Raw genomic sequence first — 25,961 nt, 5'->3', positions numbered from 1 at the left:
GTATATATTTGTACTATCATTTCTAAATAAATACCTATTAAAACGTTTTATGAAGCAAATTATTCAGCAGATAAAAAATCTTGAATCTATAAATTCCTTCTCTAAACATGAACAATTGGTTCAGGGAATAATTAATGCCATCGATGAAAAAGTGGTTACAAAAGGAGATTTGCTTCCGTCTGTAAATACTTTTATCAGCGAATTGGGTTTTGCAAGAGAAACCATTGCAAAAGCGTATAAAGAACTTGTGCACAGAGGAATTATCGAATCAAAAAACCGATTGGGTTATTTTGTTGCGACCAATGATGTAAAGCAAGAACTAAAAGTGGCATTGCTAATATTTGCATTTGATATTTTTCAGGAAACGTTTTATGAGAACTTCAGAAAAGGTCTTGGAAAGAATATTCAGCTGGATATCTTTTTTCATCACAATAATTTTGATACGTTCGAAAGTATTGTTCAGAATATAAAAGGAAAATACGGAATGTTTGTTATTGCTCCAATTCCGAGTAAAAAAACACCGGCTGTTTTAAAGCAATTGCCTACCAACAGAGTTTTATTGGTAGACCGTTTTATAGAAACAGATGAAGATTATAATTATGTTGCACAAGAGTTTGGAGATTCGTCTTACAATGCTTTTGTGCAGCTTAAAGATAAAATTAAAAAATACGATGAGATTATTTTCTTCTTTAAACCCTCATCTGCAGAACCTGACGAAATTTTAAATTCCTTTAAAAGATTCATGAAGGATCATGATATTAAAGGAGTTATAAAAGAAGAGTATGTATCAGGGTCTCTTGAAAAAGGGAAAGTATATTTTACAATTCACAATCTCGAGCTTTGGGAAATGCTTAAAGACTCCAAAATCAAAGGACTTAAAATAGGTACAGACATTGGTTTTATTTCGCACAATGATGATATCGTAAAAGAGATCATCTTTGATGGCGTGACCACATTCTCTACAGATTTCTCTGAAATGGGAAAAAAAGCAGCCAACTTTGTCCTTCATCGTAAAAAGATTCAGGAGATTATTCCAACAATTTTGGTCGACAGAAATTCGCTGTAGTTTATGAGTGTAATGTCTATTATTAGTTTTTTGCTTATTACAGGTTTTATCGCCTTATTTTCAGCTTTAAAAACACGTAAAAAAAAGGTCCAAACTACAAATGGACTTTTTTTTGCAGATCATAACAACAACTTTTTTATAGTAGGAGGAGCATTATTATTAAGTAATATTAGTGCAAATCAATTTATAGGCGAAAACGAATCGATATACACCAACAATATGAGCGTTATGGCATGGGGCGTAAGTTCTGTGTTGGCGATGTTGCTTGTGGCGGAATTCTTTTTGCCTATTTATTTTCGTACCGGTGCTATGACAATTCCGGATTATCTGGGAAAACGTTACGACAATTCGACTAAAAGATTAGTTTCAATTGTCTTTTTGTGCAGTTACGTCGTGAATCTTTTACCAGCCGTTTTATATGGCGGGGCAGTCGCTCTTACCGGAATGTTCAATTTTTTATTGCCTTTGCAATTAACTTATTGGCAAAACATCTGGATTATGGTTTGGGTGATAGGGCTAACAGGTTGTGCTTATTCGGTTTTAGGCGGATTAAGGGCGATATCGATAAGTGATACCATTTTAAGTATCGGCTTATTGACCATCGGGATTGCTTTTCCGTACTTCGGATTTAAATTTCTGGGCAATGGCGACTGGTTTAAAGGATTTCATATCCTGCTGTCTCAGCATACAGAACATCTAAACGCTATTGGGGGGCCAAAAGACGAAATTCCGTTAAGTACTATTTTTACAGGAATGTTTATCATGAACCTGTATTATTGGGGAATGGAACAGTTTATTGTTCAGCAGGCACTTTCGGCAAAGAGTTTATCGCACAGCCAGAAAGGGATGGGGTTGGCTTGTTTAGGAAAATTGTTATGTCCGTTTATTATAAATATTCCGGGATTAGTTGGGGTACATTTGTATAGTAATCTCGAAAATACCGCTGAGGTTTTTCCTCTAGTTGTAAAAGATACTTTACCGGGTATTATGATTGGTCTTACAGCTGCTGTTGTTCTGGGCGCTGCAATTAGTACTTTTAATGCCGGTTTAAATAGTAGTAGTACCTTGTTTGTGCTTAATCTTTACAAACCGTGGTTAGAGAAAAGAAATAAAGAAATTACCGAGAAACATTTGGTTTACACAGGACGTAAATTCGAAATCATTGTTTCGGCTTTGGCCATGTTTTCCGCGCCATTTATCATGTTTAGCAAAGCAGGATTTTATACCTATTTGCAACAATTGGGCGGAATGTTTTGCGTGCCTATTTTTACGATTATTCTCGTTGGTTTTGTCTCTAAAAAAGTACCCCCACAAGCCGCTAAAATCGGAATGATATTCTTCATTTTTAGTTACATTGTCTTTAATTATATACTAGATATCAAGCTGCATTATTTGCATATGCTGGCGTTGTTATTTATTTTTACTACAATATGTATGTTGGTAGTTGCTAAGTTTTATCCTAATTATCATTACACCGAAATCAAAATCGAATCTGTCGAATTATCGCCTTGGAAAAACCGTTATTGGTATTTCGCTTTACTTTTGATGGGTATGGTTAGTATTTTTGTTCTGTTCTCGAAATGGGGGATAGCTTAGGTTTCGAGGCTCAAAGGAACAAAGGTTCAAAGGTTTTAATATAGGGACGCACGCTTGTGCGTCCTTTTTTTTTGTTCAAGATAGACCAGACCCGACAGGTTTTTAAAACCTGTCGGGTCTAACAACGACAAATCTATGAATGATGCTTTATCGTAGAGACACACGGCAGTGCGTCTAACCACAGAAATTTACACATAGTTTAAAACCAGTCGTGTAAGGTACTTGTTCTTAAACTTTGACAAAGTTTTTTTACTTGTAACCTTGTCAGACATAGCCCGTGGTTTCAACCACGGGGTGCAATATTATCACGCCTCTTATTGTGTTCCCATGGTTGAAACCACGGGCTATGTTTGAAGAAAAAAATTAAATTAGGTTACAACTTTGTCATTTATGATGATAAAAATGCGCATACCAACTTTAAAATTTGGCTTTCAAAAAAGTTCCTTAAACCCCTGGTTTAAAACTTAACAAAGGTTTACGCAATCTTTGTAGAGCTGCTTACGGAGATCCCTCGTTCCTCGAGATGACAAGATTGCTTTGTAAACTAAGACTGAAAACTGAGACTGCAATCTGCGACTGAAAACTGTAAACTGCGTAAGCACGGCCTAATATTTAAAATTCTGCAATAAATATTGGCGAATATTCGATGATAAAATGCCTTTTTGATGTTAAAAATAACTGGCTGTGCGTCGTTTTTACACAAAGAAATCAGGGGGTTATTTGGTGATTTTGTGCCTTTAATTGGGATTTTTTTATAATGTTTTTAGTAATAATTTTTTAGGAATTTCACTTTTATTGCCATAATTGATTAACAAAATTAATGTAGCCGAAATCGTTGTAAAGTGGTTATTTTCTTTGTTTAAAAGTATGAATTGAGAGGTTTTTGTGTGAGATTTCTTTATTTTATTGCTTTATTTTTTTTCTTTTTCCTTTTTAAAGGTTGTTATTTATGGTAAAGCCGAAATAAAAGGCCGAAAAAAATAACAAATTCTTAAAACATAAATTTGGTTGTTATGAAAATATTTGTATGTTTGTATTGTTGTAGTATAGTATAGTATAAGTCAATTCGTTTTCTCGTATTTTAAATGCTCAATAATTCAAAAAAACCAACTCAATATTTTATTAACTAAAAACCAAATCATTATGAGAATTGCAATAAGATACTTATGCTTCTTAGTAGTTATGATGTCCGCCGGTACACTTTATTCCCAAACCATCACCGGTAAAGTTACAGATAATGAAAATTTACCCTTGCCTGGCGCTACAGTTGTAGTAAAGGGTACACAGAACTCAACTGTAACTGACATTGACGGAAGTTACAAATTAGCCAATGTTAAAACTGGATCTACTTTAGAATTTAGTTTCATAGGATTTAATACTCAAAGTGTTTCGGCCAATAACGCGGTTGTAAATGCGTCTCTAAAACCAAGCTCTCAGGAATTAAATGAAGTTGTAATAGTTGGAGCTGTAATGAAAAAAGGAGATCTGACAGGTGCTGTAAGTAGTGTTTCTGGTGATAAACTTAGAGAGGTTCCTACGCCAAACGTAGTGCAGGCGCTACAAGGGCGCGCTTCAGGTGTATATGTACAACAAAGCGCTGTACCTGGTCAGTCAGGCTCCATAAGAATTAGGGGAAATAATTCTCTAAACTTTGGCGGTAACCCAATATTTGTAATAGATGGTTTGATTACCGACAGCAATTTTGAAAACATTAACCCTGACGATGTTGCGAGTATGGAAGTTCTTAAAGATGCTTCGGCTACTGCATTATATGGTTCAAGAGCTGCTAATGGAGTAATTGTAATTACGACAAAAAAAGGTTCAAGATCGGGAGAAGCAAAAATACAGTATGATACATGGACAGGGGTGTCTGAATTTGCAAGAACTATCCCGTTGATGAATGGCCAACAATTATTTGATCTTAGGGTTGATGCTTACGCGAATCGTTATATGGATGAGAATCCTGGGGCTGATCGTGCTGCTTATGTTAATCAAATTAAGTCAAATGGCTCGACTGTATTTGCGCCTTATGAATTGGAATCTTACAGAACAGGTAAAAGTTACAACTGGCTAGATCAGGTAACACGTTCAGGTTTTCAAACGAATCATAATTTAAGTTTTAGCGGAGGTGGAGAAAAAGGGACTTATTTTGTAAGTTTTAATTATGTTAATCAGGAGGGACTTCTTAAAAACTCTGATTTTAAAAGATATAATGGAAAAATTAACCTTACGCAGGATTTAAAATCATGGCTGCAGTTTGGTACCAATACTACTTTTTCAAGAAGCAAGAGCAATTATCAGGAAGGTAGCGCCTTTGGTGTGGCATTGGGAGCAAATCCGCTATTGCCTATAGACCCTAAGGCTACTTATCTTAGATATGGTGAAGTGTTTGACCAGAATCTTTATAACCCAATAAGAAGTCTTGATATTATAAATTCAAGCTCACGTAACAGACTTACAAGTAGTAATTTTTTAAGTGCAAAACCACTAAAAGGACTTGATATCAGAACTACTTTGTCTGTAGATATTGCAGATCAGGCAAACTTTGATTATGTGCCAAGTTACACAGGACAGTCACTTAGAAATTCTATGAATGGGGAAGCGCATCATTATAGATATTCACAATTCAATTATCAGTGGGACAATACCGTTAGTTATAGTAAAGTTTTTGCTGCAAAGCATGACGTGAGTGTTATGGGAGGATTTTCTGTAATGAGTAATTCAGGTAATAGTACTGATGTAAGAGCTCGCGGATTTGTTAGTGATGATTTGACCTATATGGCATTATCAGGTGCATATCAAAAAGATAATGCGCAGTTAAGCTCGAATTTTACAGATTATTCTAACCAATCGTATTTCGCAAGAGCTAATTATACTTATGATGGTAAATACACTATTACCGGTACAGTAAGAAGAGATGGTTCTTCTAAATTTGGTCCTAATAACAAATGGGGAACGTTTCCTTCAATAGCAGGAAGTTGGGATATTGCTAAAGAAAATTTCCTTTCAGGATTTGAAAAATTAGATCAGCTTAAATTTCGTGTAGGTTATGGTATGGTGGGGAATCAAAATGTAGATGCTTACAGGTATTTTGCATTATACAATGCACAAGTTAGTAATAATTCAGGGACTTATGTGTCTGATAATTATATTGATAATTTTGATTTAAGATGGGAAAAACAAAAGCAATTTAATGTTGGATTAGATACTGGTTTCTTTCAAAACAGGCTGACTGCAAGTGCTAATTATTTTCATATAAATAATGACGACCTTTTAATGTTGCGTAATATGCCGGTTTCATCAGGATATAAATATAAGCTGGATAATATTGGTGCTACCACTAATGAAGGTATAGAATTAGAACTTAGAGGTGACATTATCAGAAACAAGGACTTTAAGTGGAATGTTTCTGCCAACATATCATCGGCAAAAAATAAGGTTACAAAACTTTATGGAGATGCTACAGAGATATACAATTTAGGTGGTTACAGTAACAATGAGATCCAACGTACAGGGAACTTTTTCTTAGGCAAATCGGTAAACACAGTTTATGTGTTTGAATATGATGGTATAGCTCAACAGGGGGAAAACCTTACTGGAGTAAATTACGGAAGTAGAACTGTTCAGGCTGGGGATATTAAAATTAAAGATCGTAATGGCGATGGTGTAATAAACGATCAGGACAGATATGTGGTTGGTGATTTGAATCCTGACTATTACGGAGGTTTTTCTACAGATCTTAACTATAAAGGTTTTGCATTAAACGCAGTGTTCTCTTATTCAATAGGAGGTAAAAGACCAAGTGGTACATACGAAAGCTATATGAACTCAGGAGGAATGAGTGCAGCACATACAGATCTATTAGATCGTTGGACTCCTACCAATACCAATACAGATGTACCAAGAGCTTATTTTGGAGGAGGAAGATATACTTTAGGTGAGACAGATAAGGCAATACAAGACGCTTCATTCTTAAGATTAAATGCACTTACATTATCGTATACATTACAAGATAAGGTTGCAGAAAGTGTTTTTCTTAAAAATGTAAGGTTTTATGTAACGGGATCGAATCTATTTATTGTAACGAAATACAAAGGTTATGATCCTGAGGGAGGAGATTCTTATCCTATATCCAGAATGGTAGTTCTGGGATTAAATGTATCTCTTTAATCAAATTAATTTAAAAAATTATTTTATGAAAGCAAAAATTATAGCCTTTATGGCTCTGGCAATATTATCGACCTCCTGTTCTTCAGATTTTTTAGAGGAAGAACCTCAAAGTTCACTTACTGCTGCTCAGGCTTATGGCAGTTTAGGTAAAATTGAGCCTGTTCTTTTGGGAGCCATAACGAATTGGAGAAATATGCAAAAAGACCGTGCAGGACTTTATACCTCTCTTGGTACTGACGAAGCACAACAAGGAGCTTTGCAGGTAACGGGTGATGCTAACCAGGCTGGACTTGATTTATACAATGGCTTTCTAAGTCAGGAAAATCAGGCAATTGGGCAATTGTGGAATGACAGATGGCCAGTTATTGAAGTAGCTGCACAAACTATTAGAGCATTAGGAACCAATACCGAAGATGATAGTGCAAAACGTGATCTTTTGTTGGGTGAAGCCAGTTTTTTAAGAGCAACATTAATGTTTGAGCTTACACAATATTGGGGAGAAATACCGATTAATGATAAAGCAAAAACGGCAGAATTTGGTTTAAAACGTCAGCCGCTGCCTTTGGTTTATTCTTATATCGTTGCCGATTTAGAAAGAGCAATCGAAAAACTTCCTGCATCACAAAGCAATCCTGCATTTCCTGCAAAAGGCGTTGCTCAGGCACTTTTAGGAAAAGTATATTTATATGCTCCTGAAGCATCAGGATACCGTGATTATACTAAAGCAAAGCAATGGTTTGGAGCCGTTATTACTTCTGGTAAATATAGTTTATTGGCTAACTACGCAGATGTTTTTAGTCCGGATCACGCTAATTCTTCAGAATCGTTATACGAATGGCAGTATAATAATAACTGGCCTGATAATAACCAGATACAATGGCAGACAGGTTCAAGAGTTTTGGCAAACATAAACCAATATGCTTATTTTGGAGGTTATGATCTTATACTTCCTACTCAATATTGTTATAAAGATAAAACGGATGGCGGAATTTGGGAACCAGGTGATATGCGTAAAGACGCAAGTATTCGTTATGATTTTACTTATAAAGGAGTTAAACCAACACTTCCTGCAGGTTTTGGGGGTGATGAGTTGGATCCGCACATTAAAAAGTTTGAAGATATTCGTGTAGAAGGAAAACAGTCATTTTGGAATTCAGGTAAAAATAAAGCCTATATCAGATATTCGGATGTATTACTTAACTACGCAGAATGTTTGAATGAATTAGGAAATACAACAGAAGCAGAAGGATATGTGAATCAGGTTCGTACAAGAGCTTTTGGAGGAACATTACCAGCAGGAATGGCGTGGAGCGGACTTTCTCAAGCTCAGTTCAGAGATCAAATTCTGGATGAACGTATGCGTGAATTAGCTTTTGAAGGCTGGAGAAGAATGGACCTTATTCGTACTGGAAAAATGGTAGAATTAGTAAAAGCCCGCAACAAATGGGCAAAACAAAACGGTACAATAGCTACATTTCATAACCTTTATCCTATTCCTATCGGCGAGATTAAGCTCAACGATGAGATTGGTCCGGAAAATCAAAACCCAGGATATTAATGTTTTTGAAGGCAGTTATAATGTAATTTTTTATTTTTTGGTCATGTGATTTTGGTTAGTCACAGTTTTGATTGTAATGCCATTTTGGATTTAGGTAATAACAGTACGAAGTTTTCTGTTAGAAAAAACTTAGTCCAAAATGGCATTCTTTTTTTTAATGTTTACAAAAATGTAAACGAATCAAATAGTAATATGAAGTTCAATAATATTCACTTTTTTATATGGTTATTAGTTTTAAATGCTTTTTCGTTAAGTATTTATGCTCAAAACAAAGTCAGTTTAAACTCTTCTGATATCGTTTGGAAAGTAAAACCACAAGCAGAAATAGGGCAGGACAGTCTTAAAATATTCTCCCCAAATTATTCCGGAACCAATTGGGTAAATGCCGTTGTTCCAGGTACTATTTTCAATTCTTATGTCGTAAGCGGATTAGAGAAAGATCCTAATTACGGCGACAATATTTATCAGGTTGATAAAACAAAATACGATCGTAGTTTTTGGTACCGTTCAGAGTTTAAAGTACCTGCAAATTTTACAAAAGAAATTATCTGGCTCAATTTTGAAGGAATCAATCGTGAAGGTGATGTTTACCTTAACGGAAAAAAACTGGCCACATTAAGCGGTATGATGCAACGCGGTAAATTTGACATTACAAAATTGGTACATCGCAACGATAAAAATGTATTGGCAATTTTGGTAAGTATCCCAAAGCTGCCCTTAAATAATTACGGAAGTCCAACTTATATTTCAAGCGCCGGTTGGGATTGGATGCCTTATGTACCAGGATTAAATTCCGGTATTACAGATGATGTTTTTCTAAGCAATACAGACAAAGTAAGAATTGTAGATCCGTGGATTCACACCAACTTACCTTCGAACGCACGCGCAGATCTTGAAGTAAAAGTAGAGCTTAAAAATTCATCGGCACAAAATCAGGAAGGAGTTCTTACGGGTGTAATTATGCCCGGAAACATTACTTTTTCTAAAAAGATTAATTTAGAGGCCAACGCAATTACAAGTGTCAATTTAAGCAAAGAACAATTTCCGGAACTTTCTATTCAGAACCCGAAATTATGGTGGCCAAATGGTTACGGAGATCCTAATTTGTATACGTGTCGGTTTACTTTTAAAATAGGTGATACAGTTTCAGACGAGCAAAAAATAACTTTCGGAATTAAAAAATATACCTACGATACAGAAGGCGGTGTTTTGCATGTTTCCATAAACGGAAAACGCGTTTTTCTAAAAGGAGGAAACTGGGGAATGAGCGAATATATGCTTCGTTGCAGAGGAGAAGAATACGATCTAAAAGTAAAACTCCACAAAGAAATGAATTACAACATCATTCGTAACTGGTTAGGTTCGACTACAGATGATGAGTTTTACCAGGCCTGCGATAAATATGGAATTATGGTTTGGGATGATTTTTGGCTCAATGCAAATCCAAACCTGCCATTAGACATTCATGTTTTTAATAGCAATGTAATTGAGAAAATAAAACGAGTAAGAAATCATGCGAGTATTGCCGTTTGGTGCGGAAATAACGAAGGATTACCACAACCTCCGCTTAATGGCTGGATTGCTGAAAACATTAAAACGTTTGATAATAACGACAGATATTATCAGCCATGTTCAAACACCGGAAACCTAAGCGGTAGCGGACTTTGGGGCAATAAAGATCCGAGGTTTTATTTTACCAAATATCCTGCGGCTTATGTAGGTACGGGAGACGGACCAAGTTGGGGTTTAAGAACCGAAATTGGTACAGCTGTTTTTCCAAACATCGAAAGTTTCAAGAAATTTATTCCTGAAAAAGACTGGTGGCCAAGAAACGATATGTGGGACAAACATTTCTTTGGGCAAAAAGCCTTTAATGCATCACCGGATAATTATGATAAAAGCATCACAGAACGTTACGGAAAACCAAATAATCTCGAAGAATATACCACAAAAGGCCAGTTGTTAAATATCGAAACCAACAAAGCCATGTACGAAGGCTGGTTAGATCATATGTGGGAAGATGCATCAGGGATTATGATCTGGATGAGTCAATCCTCTTATCCTAGTATGGTTTGGCAAACGTATGATTATTATTATGATCTGACAGGAGCATATTGGGGCGTAAAATCGGCTTGTGAGCCTATGCACATTCAGTGGAATTCGGTGAATAATTCGGTTAAAGTAATTAATACTACAGGAACTGATTTCAAAAATCTAAATGCCGAAGCAACGGTTTATAATCTGGATGGAAAATCGGCAGCAAAATTCAACCAAAAGGCCGTAGTAGATTCGTATTCGAATACAGCGACAGAAAGTTTTGTGATTCCGTTTTATTCGAATCAAAAAGATCTTGCTTTTCAGAAAAATGCAACAGCTTCTTCTACAGATGGAGGAAATACCAGAGACGTTACAGATGGAGATTCTAACAGCCGTTGGGCAAGTAAATCAACAGACGACGAATGGATTTACGTTGATCTGGAAAACGAATATACCGTAAACCGAGTGGTTTTAAACTGGGAAAATGCATACGGAAAAGAATATAAAATTCAGGTAAGTACAGATGCTAAAAACTGGGCAGATGCCAGCGTTATAAAAGAGGGAAAACAAGGAATCGAAACCATTTCGTTTGATGAAATAAAAACCCGTTATGTTCGAATGTTAGGCATAAAACGCGGCTCAGGCTGGGGATATTCACTTTATGATTTTAAAGTTTTTGGTGCCGATGCCAATACTTCAGAGTTGAGTCCGGTACATTTTATTCGATTAAAATTAAAAGACGCCCAAAACAAATTAATTAGTGAGAATTTTTATTGGAGAGGAATCAACATGAAAGACTTCACCGATTTGAATACATTGCCAAAAGCAAACGTAAATGTTTCCAGTAAAGTCGTAAAGCAAAATGGGAAATATTTTGTAAAAGCTAAAGTTTCAAGTCCGTCAGGAATTGCATTTGGAGTGCACATTCAGGCATTAAATGATAAAACCGGAGCTCAGATTTTACCAGCAATTGTAAGCGATAGTTATTTTACTTTACTAAAAGGAGAAAGCAAAGAAATTACCGTAGAATTTGATGAAGCACTTTTGAAAAATGGAGAAAAACCGGTTATAAAAGCTATTCCATACAATAAATAAGAAATTATTCTAAACACAAACCTGACAGGTTTAATAAACATTGCAAAATACTTTAAAAATAGAATTATGAACATTAAAAAATTTAAAGCACTGCTTTTTATACTATTGCCCTTGTTAGGCTATTCGCAAAATAACCCACTAGAATTATGGTATAACAAACCAGCCTCTCAATGGGAAGAAACATTGCCATTAGGAAACGGACGTTTAGGAATTATGCCGGACGGCGGAGTAACAACCGAAAAATTGGTTTTGAATGAAATTACCTTATGGAGCGGAGGCCCGCAAGATGCCAACAATTACAAAGCATATTCTTTTTTGCCACAAATAAGACAATTGTTATTGGAGAATAAAAATAAGGAAGCTCAAAAACTAATCGATCAGCATTTTATCTGTACAGGAGCAGGTTCCGGAAGTGGAAATGGAGCTGATGTACCCTTTGGAGCATATCAGGTTTTGGGAGATCTGACACTGAAATTTGATTATAAAACCCAGTCAAAACCGGTTAATTACAGCAGAAATCTGGATATTCAAACCGCAGTTGCCGGAACTCAATTTATAATTGACGGCGTGACGTATAAGCGTGAATATTTTACAGGATTTGGCGACGATGCAGGTTTTATCAAATTAACTTCGAGCAAAAAAGGAAAACTAAATTTTACTATTCAGTTAGATCGACCAGAACGTTTTAAAACTGTAAATGGCTCTGATAATTCGCTGGTTATGACAGGTCAGCTTAACAACGGAACCGACGGAAAAGGAATGAAATATAAAGCAAAAGTAAAAACTCAGCAAGTAGATGGAAATGCTTTATATACTAACAATAAAATTGAAATAAAAAATGCTACAGAAGTTGTGATTTTTATTTCTGCAGGAACAGATTATAAAGATAAAAATTTCGAAATTACTACAGATAAAGTTTTGGATGCAGCGATGCAAACGAAATATCAGGATCAGAAGAAAAAACATGTTGAAAACTACCAAAAGTTATTCAATCGTTTGACTTTAAATTTCGGAAAAAGCGCAAAGAAAACATTACCAACCAATGAGCGCCTGGATATTTTTGTAAAAGAACCAGATGCAGATACAGCGCTTCCAATTTTGTTTTATCAATACGGACGTTATTTAAGTATCAGCAGCACCAGACTAGGATTGTTGCCTCCAAACTTGCAGGGATTATGGGCGAAAGATGTACAAACACCATGGAACGCCGATTATCATCTGGATGTAAATGTTCAGATGAATCACTGGGCTTTAGAAACCGCAAACTTATCAGAATTGAATCTTCCATTAAAAGATTTGACTAAAGATTTGGTACCAAATGGAGAAAAAACAGCCAAAGCTTATTACAATGCTGATGGTTGGGTTGCACACGTTATTACAAACGTTTGGGGTTTTACAGAGCCGGGAGAAAGTGCTTCATGGGGAATCACAAAATCAGGTTCAGGCTGGTTGTGCAACAATTTATGGAGCCACTATTTGTATACCAATGATCAGGCATATTTGGCTGAAATTTATCCTATTTTGAAAGGAGCAGCACAATTTTATAAAAATATGTTGGTAAAAGATCCTGAAACGGGCTGGTTAGTAACATCGCCATCAGTATCGCCGGAAAATTCATTTTTATTGCCAAATGGTGATGCGTCGCACGTTTGTATGGGACCTACAATAGACAATCAAATTATTCGCGAATTGTTTAATAACGTGATAATAGCCTCTAAAAAACTTGGTTTAGATAATGATTTGAGTATTGAATTAGACAAACAATTAAAATTATTACCGCCTCCGGGAGTTGTTAGCCCTGACGGACGAATCATGGAATGGTTGAAAGATTATAAAGAAGAAGATCCTCAACACCGTCATATTTCTCATTTATATGGTTTATACCCGGGATCTTTGATTACTCCTGAAAACAAACCAGAATTGGTTGACGCAATTAAAAAAACGCTTGAAGTAAGAGGAGATGATGGAACAAGTTGGTCAATTGCATACAAAATGCTGTTTTGGGCTCGTTTAAAAGATGGAAACAAAGCTTATAAATTATTTAAAACAATACTTAGACAAACACGCGATACCAATATTAACTATGGTCCTGGTGGCGGTGTGTATGCCAATTTACTTTCTGCAGGGCCACCATTTCAAATTGATGGAAACTTTGGTGCATCTGCCGGAATTGGTGAAATGCTAATTCAAAGTCACGCCGGATTTATAGAATTATTGCCTGCAATGCCGGATGCCTGGTTAAACAAAGGAGAAGTAAAAGGACTTAAAGCCGAAGGAAACTTTACCATAAACATTAAATGGGAAAAAGGTAAAGTAACGAAATATGAAGTTTTATCTCCTGTACCAACAAAGGTAAAAGTGAAGGTAAACGGAGAAATGAAAGAGATTACATCTTCTAAATTATAATTTGTAGAATTTAAGTAGACCTAACAGGTTTTTAAAACCTGTTAGATCTACTACATTGAATAGACTCCGTCTTTAGCTGAAGGTAATAGAAATTCATCTCAAATATGGCTTTAGCCGAAATCTTAAAGTATTTTGGCTAAAGCCATTATTATATTCAATTCTTAAAATCTCCAGCTAAAGCTGGAGCCTATTCAATAAAAGAATGAAATCATGTTTTACTAATTTAATTCTAAACAATGAATTTTACTAAAATAATGCTCTTTGGAACACTATTAAGTTCAATAGTCCTGGGAGCACAAACCACAGAAAAAATAACCTCGCACGTAAACCCTTTCATAGGTACGGGAGCAGCACATGGTTCGCCGCTTTCGGGGAATAATTATCCCGGAGCAACAGTTCCATTTGGGATGGTGCAATTGAGTCCTGACACGAGAAATACTCCGGATTGGAGCGTTGCCAGCGGTTATAATTATAACGACACCACTATTGCAGGTTTCAGTCACACCCATTTAAGCGGAACCGGAGTAGCCGAATTATTTGATGTTATGTTGATGCCATTTAGTGGCGCAATAGTCAAAGAAGAAGCCGGACAAAATGCGTATCAGTCTAAATTTTCTCATGAAAAAGAATCGGCTAAACCCGGTTATTACAGTGTAGAATTGTTAGATTATCAGATAAGAGCAAAACTTACTGCAACTACACACGCCGGTTTTCATAAATACAGTTTTCCTAAAAGTAAAGAAGCTCATATCGTGATCGATTTAGATCATTCGATGAAAAAATCAGATTGGAATACACGTATTATTGCATCACAGCTTTCATTTCCTAATGATCATACGATCGAAGGATATCGCGTTATCACGGGCTGGGCGCCAATGCGAAAAGTATTTTTTCACGCTGAATTCTCGCAACCTATAATCCGTAATCATGTTAGAGATGGCGGAAATATTTATGATAATGCTAAAATAGTCAACGGAAATGCAATTAGAGCTATTTTAGATTTTGATACCTCAAAACAACAAGAAGTTTTGGTAAAAGTTGGAATCTCTGCCACAAGTATCGAAAATGCACGTTTGAATGTTCAGGCTGAAATTCTTAATTGGGATTTTAATGCAACCGTAAATGCTGCCGATGCCGTTTGGGAAAAAGAACTCAGCAAGATAAAAATTGACGGAACACCAGAGCAAAAGCAAATTTTCTACACTGCTTTGTACCATACTTTCATCCAGCCGAATACTTTATCAGATTTGAGCGGAGATTACCCCGCAGCCGATTTTACCACCAGAAATTCATCCAAACCTTATTATTCAACATTCTCTTTATGGGATACCTATCGTGGTGCACATCCATTATACACTATAACGCAGCCAGAACGTTCGGTTGATTTTGTAAATAGTATGTTGGCATATTATAAAGTCTTTGGTTATTTACCCATCTGGCAATTGTGGGGACAGGAGAATTACTGTATGATAGGCAATCACGCCATTCCGGTTGTGGTTGATGCCGTTCTTAAAAATCTAAAAGGAATTGATACCGAAGCAGCGTTCGAAGCTGTAAAGAATTCGTCAACACGTGAACATCCGGGATCACCATTTAGTCTTTGGGAAAAGTACGGTTATATTCCTGAGAATCTAAAATCCCAGTCGGTTTCATTGACTTTAGAAATGGCTTACGATGATTGGTGCGTGGCCGAATTAGCGAAAAAACTGGGTAAAACAGATGATTACAATCATTTTACAAAACGTTCTCAATTTTATAGAAATCTATACGACAAACAAATAGGATTTTTTAGAGCCAAAGACGACAAAGGCAATTGGATTGGTCCATTTGATCCTTTAAAATACGGCGCAAATGGCGGATATCCGTTTACAGAAGGCAATGGCTGGCAATACTTTTGGTATGTTCCGCAAGATGTAAAAGGACTTGTAGGTTTAGTGGGCGGCGATTATGTTTTCACCAAAAAACTAGATACTTTTTTCACCTTAGAAGACAAACCCGAAGAAGTAAATGACAACGCTTCAGGTTTCATCGGTCAATACGCACACGGAAATGAGCCAAGTCATCATATCGCTTATTTGTATAATTACGCAGGACAACCCTGGAAAACACAACAATACGTAGCCGAAATTTTGAATAAAATGTACAATACCACTTCATCCGGTTATTCCGGTAATGACGATTGTGGAGAACTTTCGGCCTGGTATATATTTAGTGCCATTGGTTTTTATCCTGTTAATCCTGCAAGTAGTACTTATGTTATTGGATCGCCTTTACTTAAAGAAGCTTCTATTCAATTGAAAGATGGAAAGATTTTTAAAGTTATAGCCAAGAACGTTTCTGATAAAAATATTTATATCCAAAGCGCCAAACTGAATGGGAAAAGTTATAACAAAACCTTTATTAATCAAGCAGATATTGATGCCGGAGGAACTTTAGAATTTGTTATGGGAGGAAAGCCTAATAAGCAATGGGGGAGTAAATTAGAAGATAGACCGATTAAATAGATTTATATTTTGCAAAAATTGCCCACAGATTTTAATTCTATTATTTGCGCATACAGTTTGTCATCCTGAGGCACGAAGGATTACACTAGAAACTCCGCAATCTGAATCACCAATCTTTGTAGAGCTACGTGTGTGATCCTTCGTGCCTCAGGATGACAAGATTGCGAGTAGCTAATATGAAAGTAAAATAAAAAATCCGTTTTTATCCGCGTTTTCGCGAAGCGAATCCGTATCATCCGCGTACCATATTCAGTACTCAAAAAAAAACAACAAAAAAGGTTTGATGAAATTAATCATCAAACCTTTTTTTATTCCCAAAGACCCGAAATATTTTAAGCCTTTCAGGTCTAACTGTTTAAAATACCTATACTAACTTAAACAGAAACGGATTCTTCATTTTTCAATAAAGACAAATGTATGGTAACGCCTGAATGGCTTTTTTCTTCAGAAAGAACGGTTGTAAAAGTTTCTTCAGCTTCTGCTTTTTTATCCAAACCTAAAAGCCCTAATCCCTGCATGTACAAGCAGTGAATTTTATTTCGTTTGTCTAAGTCATCTTCCCAAATCATAAGATCAGGTAGTGATACCGCAAAATAATCAATCATAACATGATCGTTTAGATGTTTTTGAGCGTAAGCCACCAGCTTTTCGAAACGTTTATTGGCTTCAGCAAGATCATTTAATTTTAAGAAAGCCAGACCTTGATAGAAAATTTTATCCGGTTGCTGATCGTTGTAGAAAATCGCTGCCGTTGGATCTTCTAATCCCTGAGTGGCTTTATGCCACCAGTTATTGGCTTCTTCTTGATTGTTCTTTTTATCGAAAGCAACACCTAACCAGTAATGAATATCATTTTCCTGAGCGCCCGGTAATTTTCCTTCGCCAAGATTATCAGGATAAGTTTGCGCTTGTTCTAAAAGCTCAATGGCTTTATCATAATTGCCTTCTGAGATTTGTTGTTTGGCAATTTTAGTTAAACTGGTGAGATATTGTCCGCTTACTTTTCCTTCGCCACCTTCCCACGGATGGAAAATTCGGTTTTGTAATAAAGTTAGGGCTTTATCGTGTTTACCTAAAAGGTTGTACAAAGCCACTCTTTCTAAATAAACATCATCACGCTGAATCACCAATTCTAAATGTTTCTCTAAGAAAGCCAGTCTGAAAACCAAATCCCTGTTCAAACGTTTGTACAATTGATCCAATTCCATTAGGATTCTTGAATCTTCTAAATCTAATGAGAATGCTTTCTCTAAACTGGCAAGCGCTTTTTGTTCGTTTTCTAATTTATTGTAATACGCCAAAGCCAAATTACGATGCACAGTCGGGAAAGTATCATCGATAGCTACCGATTGTTCCCAGCAAGAAATTGCATCATCATAATATTTAGAAGCGTACCAGAAGTTTCCTAAATAATACAAAGCTTTTGCATCATTGGTTTGTTTCTCAATTACATTTTGAAGTACCAATGCAGCTTCAAGCTGATTTGGAAAACAATAATCTGGTTTTGCCTGAGACGCCATTTTGAAGCATTTTTCGGCTTGACCGAAATCATTTAATTTTTCATAGAACGAACCTGCATAATACCACGCCATTGGATACGTTTCTTCGTCTTTTAACCCTTCGGTTAATAAACTTACAGCTTCCTGATAGAAACCTGCAGCAGCATAATCTAATGCATATTCTATATACGTATGAATGTTGTTTCTGATTAATGAATTAAAATACGCAAGGTCTTTTTTGTCATTGCTTAAAATATATTTCTCGAAAAGTAATCCAAAATTGAAACAATCATTTTCTAGATAATTATTCGCAAGTTCAAGCGCTTTTTCTTTTTGGTTTAATTTTCTAAGGAAAGCGACTTGTAAATGCAACGCTTTATGATCTTCGGTGTTTTTAGAAATTGCTTTTTTGATGTGTGTTAAAGCCAATTCATAATCACCATTTAATGCGTCAAGTTGGGCTACATAGAAGTAACCTTGATTTTGCCAGGCCGCATTCCATGTTGCTTTATAAAAAGCATCATAAGCTTCTTTGTTTTTATCTTGATATTTAAGACATAAACCTAAATTGAAATAAGGTTCTCCATCATACGGATTCGGATTTCTTTGCGTCAAAGTTTTGATAGCCGCTCTAAAATAAGGTTCAGCTTCTGTAAATTTAGCTCTTCGCATAAACCATAATCCCATTGCATTATTCGAACGAACGTCGCCAGCATCACGTTTTATAGCTTCTTTGTAATACGGAATCGGACTATAAGTAGCGTGTCTGTATTGCTCTAAATGCTGCGCTGTAAGGAACAATTGCTCATTACTTTCGATAGCTTCCGGAGCAAGGGCAGGTTTTGCGGCTTCAGGAATTTCGTCTTCATTTTGTCCTTCATAAATCCAATCAACCAAAACTTTATTATCAGCATCAGTTACTGAAATCGATAATCCTTCTAAAGAAGTATTCTCAAAATCAATCGTTTCTTCGAATGAATTGTAGGGAGAAGCATCGTATTGTTTTTGGAATAAAACAGTGTCGTTATTTTTTAAAGTAACAGTAGTATTTGGGTAAACGCCCGTTGTATAGGCTTTAATCACTAATTTATTGTCGATACTTTCCAGATTAACCATTGCATTTTTGGTCGCATTTTTCACAATACCTAAATCACGGTATGGCATAAAATATTGTGTAAAATCTTTTTGTTCACCTGGCATAATCCACGTAAAATCAGGCTGATTATCCGTGTAAACTCCACACATCAATTCGATATACGGACCATCTTCATCGGTAAGGTTACGATCCCAGGCACGACCAAAATCGCCATGTCCCCAAGTCCATTGTTTTTTTCCCGGAGAAACATGGTGGTTGGCTACGTGCAATAATCCGCCTTTTGAATCATTTTCGTATCCGCCCACAAAATTATATTTAGACGCAATCGCCATGTAAGAGGTTGGAACTGGAATATTCTTATAGCGCGAAATATCAGTTCCTGGTGAATAATCTACCTTATAATATGTTCCTTTTGCAATTGGAAAAGACGAAACATCACGTTTACCGTGGTCAAAAACAGCATTTACATCCGGTGGAAAAACCGATTGATAATCGTCGTTTACTTTAACCGCAGGATTTGCCCACCATAAAAAGGTTTGTGGGAACGAAGTTCTGTTGTACAATTGCGCTTTGATTTCTAAATATGCTTTGTCAGGATATAATCTAAATCCTGCCATACCTTTGGTTCTAAACATACGTTCAACCTCGCTGCACCAAACTGTTGCGCTTCCATCTTCATGTTCTTTGATGGTAAAATCTACCGGATCAAAAGTCGTTGGTCTGTGGTGTTGCGGCCAGTTAAACTCAATTCCGCCCGAAATCCAAGGGCCTGTAAGTCCTACTAATGCTGGTTTTACAACCTGATTATAATATACAAAATGACGTTCTTTGGTCTTGTCGTACGCCATATGCACACGTCCGCCAAGTTCAGGCAAGATCATTATTTTAACAAACTCATTTTCAAGATAAACGGCCTGATATTCTTTATCGACTTTTTCGTCTGCGATTTTTTCAATAACCGGATAAGGATATACAGATCCGTTACTTCCCTGATAAACTCTTTTTTCAATGAATACAGGATTTTTTTCAGGTTTGCCCACCTCATAGGTTGGTAGGATTATTTTTTCCTTCCAAACATTTACTTTTTGCATGATGTAATGAAATTTAAATTATTGAATATTCTTTGAATTTTTATCAGAAACCATCAGTTCTTCAATCTCTTCAAGACTTTTGTTTTTGGTTTCAGGAAGTTTTCTAAATACAAACACGAATCCTAAGGCACAGATAATCCCGTACAACCAGAAAGTGCCTGATGTACCCAGATATTCATTGAAAATAGGGAAGGTTTGTACTAAAAGCGCAGAGGCGATCCAGAGTGCAAATGTGGCTACAGACATCGCAACACCTCTGATTCGGTTAGGGAAAATTTCAGATAAAATTACCCAGGTAATAGGAGCGAGGGACATTGCATAAATAGCGATGGCTAACAATACTAGTAATAATAAAGGGAAACCGGTTACATTGGTATAATAAAAATAACCCAATAAAGCATAGATTACAGCAAGTGCACCGGAACCAAAAAGCATTAGTTTTTTACGACCAATTTTGTCTACAGTTCCCATCGCAACAAGAGTAAAAATAAGGTTGATGCTTCCGGTAATGACAATATTCATGAACAAATCATTGATACTATAACCCGCTGAAACAAAGATTTCCTGAGCATAGTTGAAAATGATATTAATACCGCACCATTGCTGAAAAGCAGCTAATACAATCCCTATAACAAGTATTGGTAAAGCTTTTTTGTCCAGCAACATTCTGAAATCGGTTTTCTCGGTTTCATGCGTAAAAGTTTCTTTTATTTTTACAGAAGCTTCTTTGGCGTAGGCCAAACCTCCAATTTTTGTAAGTGTATTTTCTGCCGAATCGTAATTTCCTTTTTTAGCCAGATATCTGGGGCTTTCAGGAATTAAAAACATTAGAATAAAGAATAAAACGGCCGGGAAAAATCCTGCCCAAAACATCCATCTCCAGCCGGTTTGTCCGTTCCAGGAAGCCAAAATTTCGGCATGCGTATAACCTGCAGGAATAACCTCGGTAATCAACATATTGGTAATTTGTGCGGCAAGAATACCTATTACTACAGTAAGTTGGTTGATCGATACAAAAAGGCCTCGTGTTTCCTGCGGAGCGATTTCGGCAATATATAAGGGCGAAATTGTAGAGGCGATCCCAATCCCGATACCGCCAATAATACGCCAGATAATAAATATGGTAAAGGTTTCTGAAGCTCCGGTACCAATTGCCGATATAGAGAATAATACTGCGGCAACAATCAACATTGGGCGTCTTCCGTAGGTATCTGCCAGTTTTCCGGCAACTGCTGCTCCCGCAACACAGCCTACAAGGGCACTACTCATGGCCCAGCCTTGTAAAGCCGGAGAATCTGAAATGCCAAAATAAATTTCGTAAAATGGTTTTGCACCACCTATTACAACCCAGTCGTAACCAAAGAGTAGACCACCCAATGCTGCAACAAGGCTAATTGATAGTAAAAAGGTATAATTATAATTTTTCATAAAAAGGTTTTAATAGCTTTTGTAAAATTAGCGGAATAGGAACCTTTGATTTATGGATATTTTTTTTGAATAGATGGACTATAATACGATTTTTTGATGCTTTGGGCTAAAATACGAAAACAATTGCGTTACTGCTTGTATTCAGTACGGTATTGTATGGGTGAAGTACTCATTATTTTTTTGAATAAACGAGAGAAATACAACGGATCATTGAACCCTAAAGCAAAGCTTATTTCCTTTATACTCATAGTGGTAAAGCTGAGGTACTGACAGGCTTTCTGCATTTTTAAATAGTTGAAATAATGTATAGGAGAGTAGCCGGTTTGCTTCTTAAACAAGGTAAAAAAGTGCGATGACGAGTAGTTGAAATAAGCCGCTACATCATTGATTTTTAAGGATAAATCCAAATGTTTTTTCATATAGTCAATGGAGGACTCAATAGTATTATCCTCTGAAAATATCTTGTTTTTTTTGATGAAAAATCGCTCATATAAAAAAGCATTCAATAGTTGCCATAACGAGAGATTGGCATATTCAAGATTACTGGCACTGTAACCGTCTTCCATAACATCCAGTATATTTTCGAAAAGTTCGATACGTCTTTCTTCCAGTGATAATTGCGGCGCTGTGTCTGGAAATTCGGTGATGAATTTCTCATAGAAATGCGGTGCTTGAGGCCCGGTAAAGTGAATCCAGTAAATACTCCACGGATTTTGTTTCAAAGCATAATAGTCATGCGCCACTTCAGGAGGTATTATATAAAAGGTATTCGCTTTTAGCGTTATGGTTTTATTTTCTTTACTGATAATACCTTCGCCTTTATAACAATAAATCAGGATGTATTGTTTGCTTCCGTGTTTTCGTTTCATCGAGTGGTGGCTTGCATTAGGGAAAACGCCAATATCCGTAAAATACAAACTGGCAATAAGCGCATTCTTTTTGATGCTCGAAAGGATGTTTTTAGGGATCACGATCATGCGTTGTCCTAAAAAACCTTCTCTAACTTTTATTTTTTCCTTTTGTGATGAATTCTTCATTTGGATGAGACTATTTTTCAAATATCGTAATTTAATCCATGTTTTTAGAAAAAATGTCCATTTTGATAAAAATAATCAGGATTACATTTGAAACATTAGAATAACAATGATGTTTTCAATCCCTTTTTTAAAACAATATGAATCCTATTAATAAGATTGTATGCGAACCTTTTGGCGTATGCGATGGCAGAGAAATCTTTAAATTCAAACTAACCAATGTTCACGGAAACTACGTTGAACTACTTAACTATGGAGCCATAGTAAAGTCCATAGTAGTACCGGACAAAAACGGAAAGAAGGAAAATGTGGTTTTGGGATTTCCAACTTTAAAAGGATACATAAATGATAACTGTTATATAGGTGCAACCATCGGACGTTTCTCTAACCGAATCAATAATGCCGAATTTTCTATTGGAAATAAAATTTATCATCTGGATAAAAATGATGGCAAAAACAATAATCACAGCGGTTCAGCAGGATTCAACAGCAAAGTATTTGATTTTCTTGTAATAGATGATGACGTAATTTTTACGCTTGACAGCAAAGATGGAGAAGGAGGTTTCCCCGGAAATTTAAAAACCGAAGTTATTTATAATTGGACCAACAGAAATGAATTAAAAATCAAATATCTGGCTATTTCTGATGAAAAAACTCTACTAAATTTCACCAATCATTCGTATTTCAATTTATCAGGCTGCAGGGATAAAATACAGAACCATCATCTTACCATTCGCTCAAATTCTATATTAGAAAGTACGCCTGATTATATTCCTACAGGAGAAATTGTTGCTGCAGATAAACTTTCATTTTCAAATAAAAAGCTAGGTGAAGTCATGCAAAACAAGGGACTGAATGTTTTTTACATTTTTGATAAAGATAAAACACAACCTGATTTTGTTTGCGAATTATCAGAAGAAGAATCAGGAAGAAAAATGCGTGTACAGACTTCGTATCCCGGCGTGCAATTGTATACAGGAGACTATTTAAACAGTAAAATAATGGGAGAACATTCTAAGTTGTACAAACCTTTTGACGGAGTATGTTTAGAATGCCAATATTATCCGGATAGTCCAAATCACGAGCATTTTTCGAATACTATATTCGGATCCGGAGAATTTTATAATGAAACGATTACCTATAGTTTTGATGTCATGAATCTAAAATATGCCACCGATGATGAGGATTAAAATGATTTTTTTCACGCAGATTTACTTCGTCTGTTCGCTATCGCTCGGGTGACAGATTAGAGCAAATTTAATTTTAGATTTTTATTAAATAGATATGTACTTATCAGCTTAAATCTTTTTAAATCTGCGTGAAGAAAATAATTCGTGAATTCGTGACTAAAAAACTTTACGAAACAATAAAATTTAAAAACTAATCTCTAAAAACTATATAATGAAAAAAATGATTCTTCATCGATCTTTAAATTTGCTAATACCCGCAGTATTTTTTGTGCTGACAAGTGGTAAAGCCCAAAATACTGCACTTGACCTGAAGTCTAAGGACAATCTAAATAAGATTACTTTGTCTTTAAGTCAAGATGGAAAGTTGTCTTATACCGTTACGCGCAAGGATAAAACGATAATTCTGGATTCTCCACTTGGTTTGAGTTTGGAAAATAATGATTTTACAGCTGGTTTGTCGGTTGAAAAAGTTTCGCCTGTTGAAGAAAAGCGTGAAAAATATGAACTTAAAGTGGCTAATAATAAAGTCGCAGATCATGTCTTTAAAAGCAAAAGCGTAACATTCAAAAACAAACAAGGTGCTTTTATGACAATAGATTTAATTGCAGGCTCAGAAGGCGTTGCTTTTAGATATAAATTCACTGAAAAGGAAAATCAAAAGAGAGTTGTTACCAATGAAATTACAGGATTTCATATCGAACAAAATGCAAAAGGCTGGCTTCAACCTTATAATAAAGCAGGAGATTATACGCCAGGTTATGAGGATTTTTATGTAAATGTAAAATCCGGAGATCCAATAAGTGGTGCGCGAAATGAATCTGTGGGTTGGTGTATGCCGGCACTTTTTAATGTAAATGATACTAAAAACTGGGTGCTGATTGCAGAATCAGGAGCAGACGGTACATTCCCCGGATGTCATTTATTACCTGATTCTAAGGGCGGAATTTACAGCATAGGATTTGCTAAAAAAGACGAAAAATTTACGTTGCCTTTAGCAGATAAAGAGGTTTATCCTGAGTCAAGTTTGCCATGGACAATGCCCTGGAGAGTCATCATGATTGGCGATAAAGCAGGAGATATATTATTGTCGACTATGATTACAGATTTAGCTCCGGCCTCAAAAATTGAAGATACTTCCTGGATCATTCCCGGAAAAGCGGCATGGTCATGGTGGTCACATCCTGAAGATTTTACGCCAGAAATGTATAATAAATTCACGGATGTTTCGGCTTCATTTGGGTTTAGATATACGCTTTTTGATGCCGGATGGGAAAAAGCGAATAAAGAAGGAAAGATTATTGATTATGCATTATCAAAAGGAGTTCAACCATTAGTTTGGGGATATTCGGCGGAGTATTTTGATTCGGGAAAAAGAAAAAACAGGTTCAAAGAATTGGCTCAAATGGGCGTAAGAGGCGTTAAAATAGATTTTTGGTGCTCAGATCGCCAAGAGGTTATGGCTGCACTGCAAGGTGTTTTTGAAGATGCTGCCAAAGAACATTTGTTAGTTAATTTACATGGTACAACAATACCAAGAGGCTGGCATAGAACATGGCCGAATTTTGTAACGGCAGAAGCTATTTTAGGAACCGAAAGTTATTTTTATGAACCAAGATTCCCTGAAAAAGCAGCAGAACAAAATACAGTATTACCTTTTACAAGAAATGTAGCCGGACCTGCTGATTATACGCCCTTTGCATTGACTTTTAGAAAATACACACGTTTAAATACGGCAACACATGAGTTGGCTATGGCGATGATTTATACATCAGGAATTATCCATTTTGCCGATTCGGAAGAGGTTTTTAATTCACTTCCTGATGCGCTTAAAAATTTATTGAAAGAAATGCCGGCAACCTGGGATAGAACAGAATATATTATTGCAGATCCCGGGAAATCGATAGTTTTGGCTCGCCAAAAAGACAACCTTTCTTATATCGTAGGGATAAATGGTACAAATGCAGCAGAGCCAATTTCTATAGATCTCAAAAAATACGGCAAAGGCTTCTCAAAATTCAGAATTATCTCCGAAGGAAAAGATTCTTTAATGGAATTTAAAGTAGAAACTCATCCTATAACTTCAAAATGGCATTATAATTTAGCTCCAAAAGGTGGGTTTATTATTCAGTTTATAAAGTAAGTAAGTTTTTTTTTAACCGCAAAGCACGCAAAGTTTTTTTGTTATGCAGGG

At 36.0% G+C, this 25,961-nt stretch carries 12 protein-coding genes; 9 read left to right on the top strand and 3 right to left on the bottom strand.

All coding sequences use genetic code 11. From position 1 onward, the window contains the following. The first annotated feature begins 49 nt into the window (after positions 1-49). The 7 genes from GIY83_RS10685 to GIY83_RS10655 all read left to right on the top strand — a co-directional run bounded on the left by GIY83_RS10685 (position 50) and on the right by GIY83_RS10655 (position 16,432). A complete protein-coding gene (locus GIY83_RS10685; protein ID WP_194616660.1) occupies positions 50-1,066 on the top strand; it encodes a GntR family transcriptional regulator in 1,017 nt (338 codons plus the stop codon). A gap of 3 nt (positions 1,067-1,069) precedes the next feature. Further along, on the top strand, positions 1,070-2,662 hold the full coding sequence (locus tag GIY83_RS10680; protein WP_208686883.1) for a solute:sodium symporter family transporter: 1,593 nt from the start codon (positions 1,070-1,072) through the stop codon (positions 2,660-2,662). Between the two features lie 1,143 nt (positions 2,663-3,805). Beyond that, the gene (locus GIY83_RS10675) at positions 3,806-6,832 is read left to right on the top strand and encodes a TonB-dependent receptor (RefSeq protein ID WP_208686881.1); all 3,027 of its coding nucleotides are present in this window, start codon (positions 3,806-3,808) and stop codon (positions 6,830-6,832) included. A 25-nt stretch (positions 6,833-6,857) separates the two neighbouring features. Next, positions 6,858-8,390, top strand: a complete 1,533-nt coding sequence (locus tag GIY83_RS10670; protein ID WP_194616663.1) for a RagB/SusD family nutrient uptake outer membrane protein — start codon at positions 6,858-6,860, stop codon at positions 8,388-8,390. Positions 8,391-8,582: 192 nt separating this feature from the next. Continuing rightward, the gene (locus GIY83_RS10665; protein WP_194616664.1) at positions 8,583-11,522 is read left to right on the top strand and encodes a discoidin domain-containing protein; all 2,940 of its coding nucleotides are present in this window, start codon (positions 8,583-8,585) and stop codon (positions 11,520-11,522) included. A 66-nt stretch (positions 11,523-11,588) separates the two neighbouring features. Continuing rightward, the gene (locus GIY83_RS10660) at positions 11,589-13,928 is read left to right on the top strand and encodes a glycoside hydrolase N-terminal domain-containing protein (protein WP_208686879.1); all 2,340 of its coding nucleotides are present in this window, start codon (positions 11,589-11,591) and stop codon (positions 13,926-13,928) included. 236 nt (positions 13,929-14,164) lie between these two features. Further along, complete coding sequence (locus tag GIY83_RS10655; protein ID WP_194616666.1) at positions 14,165-16,432, top strand: GH92 family glycosyl hydrolase; 2,268 nt, start codon at positions 14,165-14,167, stop codon at positions 16,430-16,432. A 374-nt stretch (positions 16,433-16,806) separates the two neighbouring features. Here the strand turns inward: GIY83_RS10655 and GIY83_RS10650 are convergent, their stop codons facing one another. The 3 genes from GIY83_RS10650 to GIY83_RS10640 form a co-directional block, all read right to left on the bottom strand. Further along, a complete protein-coding gene (locus GIY83_RS10650; RefSeq protein ID WP_208686876.1) occupies positions 16,807-20,118 on the bottom strand; it encodes a DUF5107 domain-containing protein in 3,312 nt (1,103 codons plus the stop codon). 18 nt (positions 20,119-20,136) lie between these two features. Beyond that, positions 20,137-21,546, bottom strand: a complete 1,410-nt coding sequence (locus GIY83_RS10645) for a sugar porter family MFS transporter (RefSeq protein WP_194616668.1) — start codon at positions 21,544-21,546, stop codon at positions 20,137-20,139. Positions 21,547-21,674: 128 nt separating this feature from the next. Further along, the gene (locus GIY83_RS10640; RefSeq protein WP_194616669.1) at positions 21,675-22,583 is read right to left on the bottom strand and encodes an AraC family transcriptional regulator; all 909 of its coding nucleotides are present in this window, start codon (positions 22,581-22,583) and stop codon (positions 21,675-21,677) included. Between the two features lie 137 nt (positions 22,584-22,720). Here GIY83_RS10640 and GIY83_RS10635 point away from each other — a divergent pair, with 137 nt between their 5' ends. Together GIY83_RS10635 and GIY83_RS10630 are read left to right on the top strand one after the other, a co-directional pair. Beyond that, positions 22,721-23,770, top strand: a complete 1,050-nt coding sequence (locus tag GIY83_RS10635) for an aldose epimerase family protein (RefSeq protein WP_194616670.1) — start codon at positions 22,721-22,723, stop codon at positions 23,768-23,770. A 211-nt stretch (positions 23,771-23,981) separates the two neighbouring features. Next, complete coding sequence (locus GIY83_RS10630; protein ID WP_194616671.1) at positions 23,982-25,910, top strand: glycoside hydrolase family 97 protein; 1,929 nt, start codon at positions 23,982-23,984, stop codon at positions 25,908-25,910. Positions 25,911-25,961: the final 51 nt, after the last annotated feature.

The sequence above is a fragment of the Flavobacterium sp. SLB02 genome (genome assembly GCF_009664855.1).
Classification (GTDB): Bacteria; Bacteroidota; Bacteroidia; order Flavobacteriales; family Flavobacteriaceae; genus Flavobacterium.
Note: the sequence above shows the minus strand (reverse complement) of the source record. Positions and strands in the feature narration are given on the sequence as shown.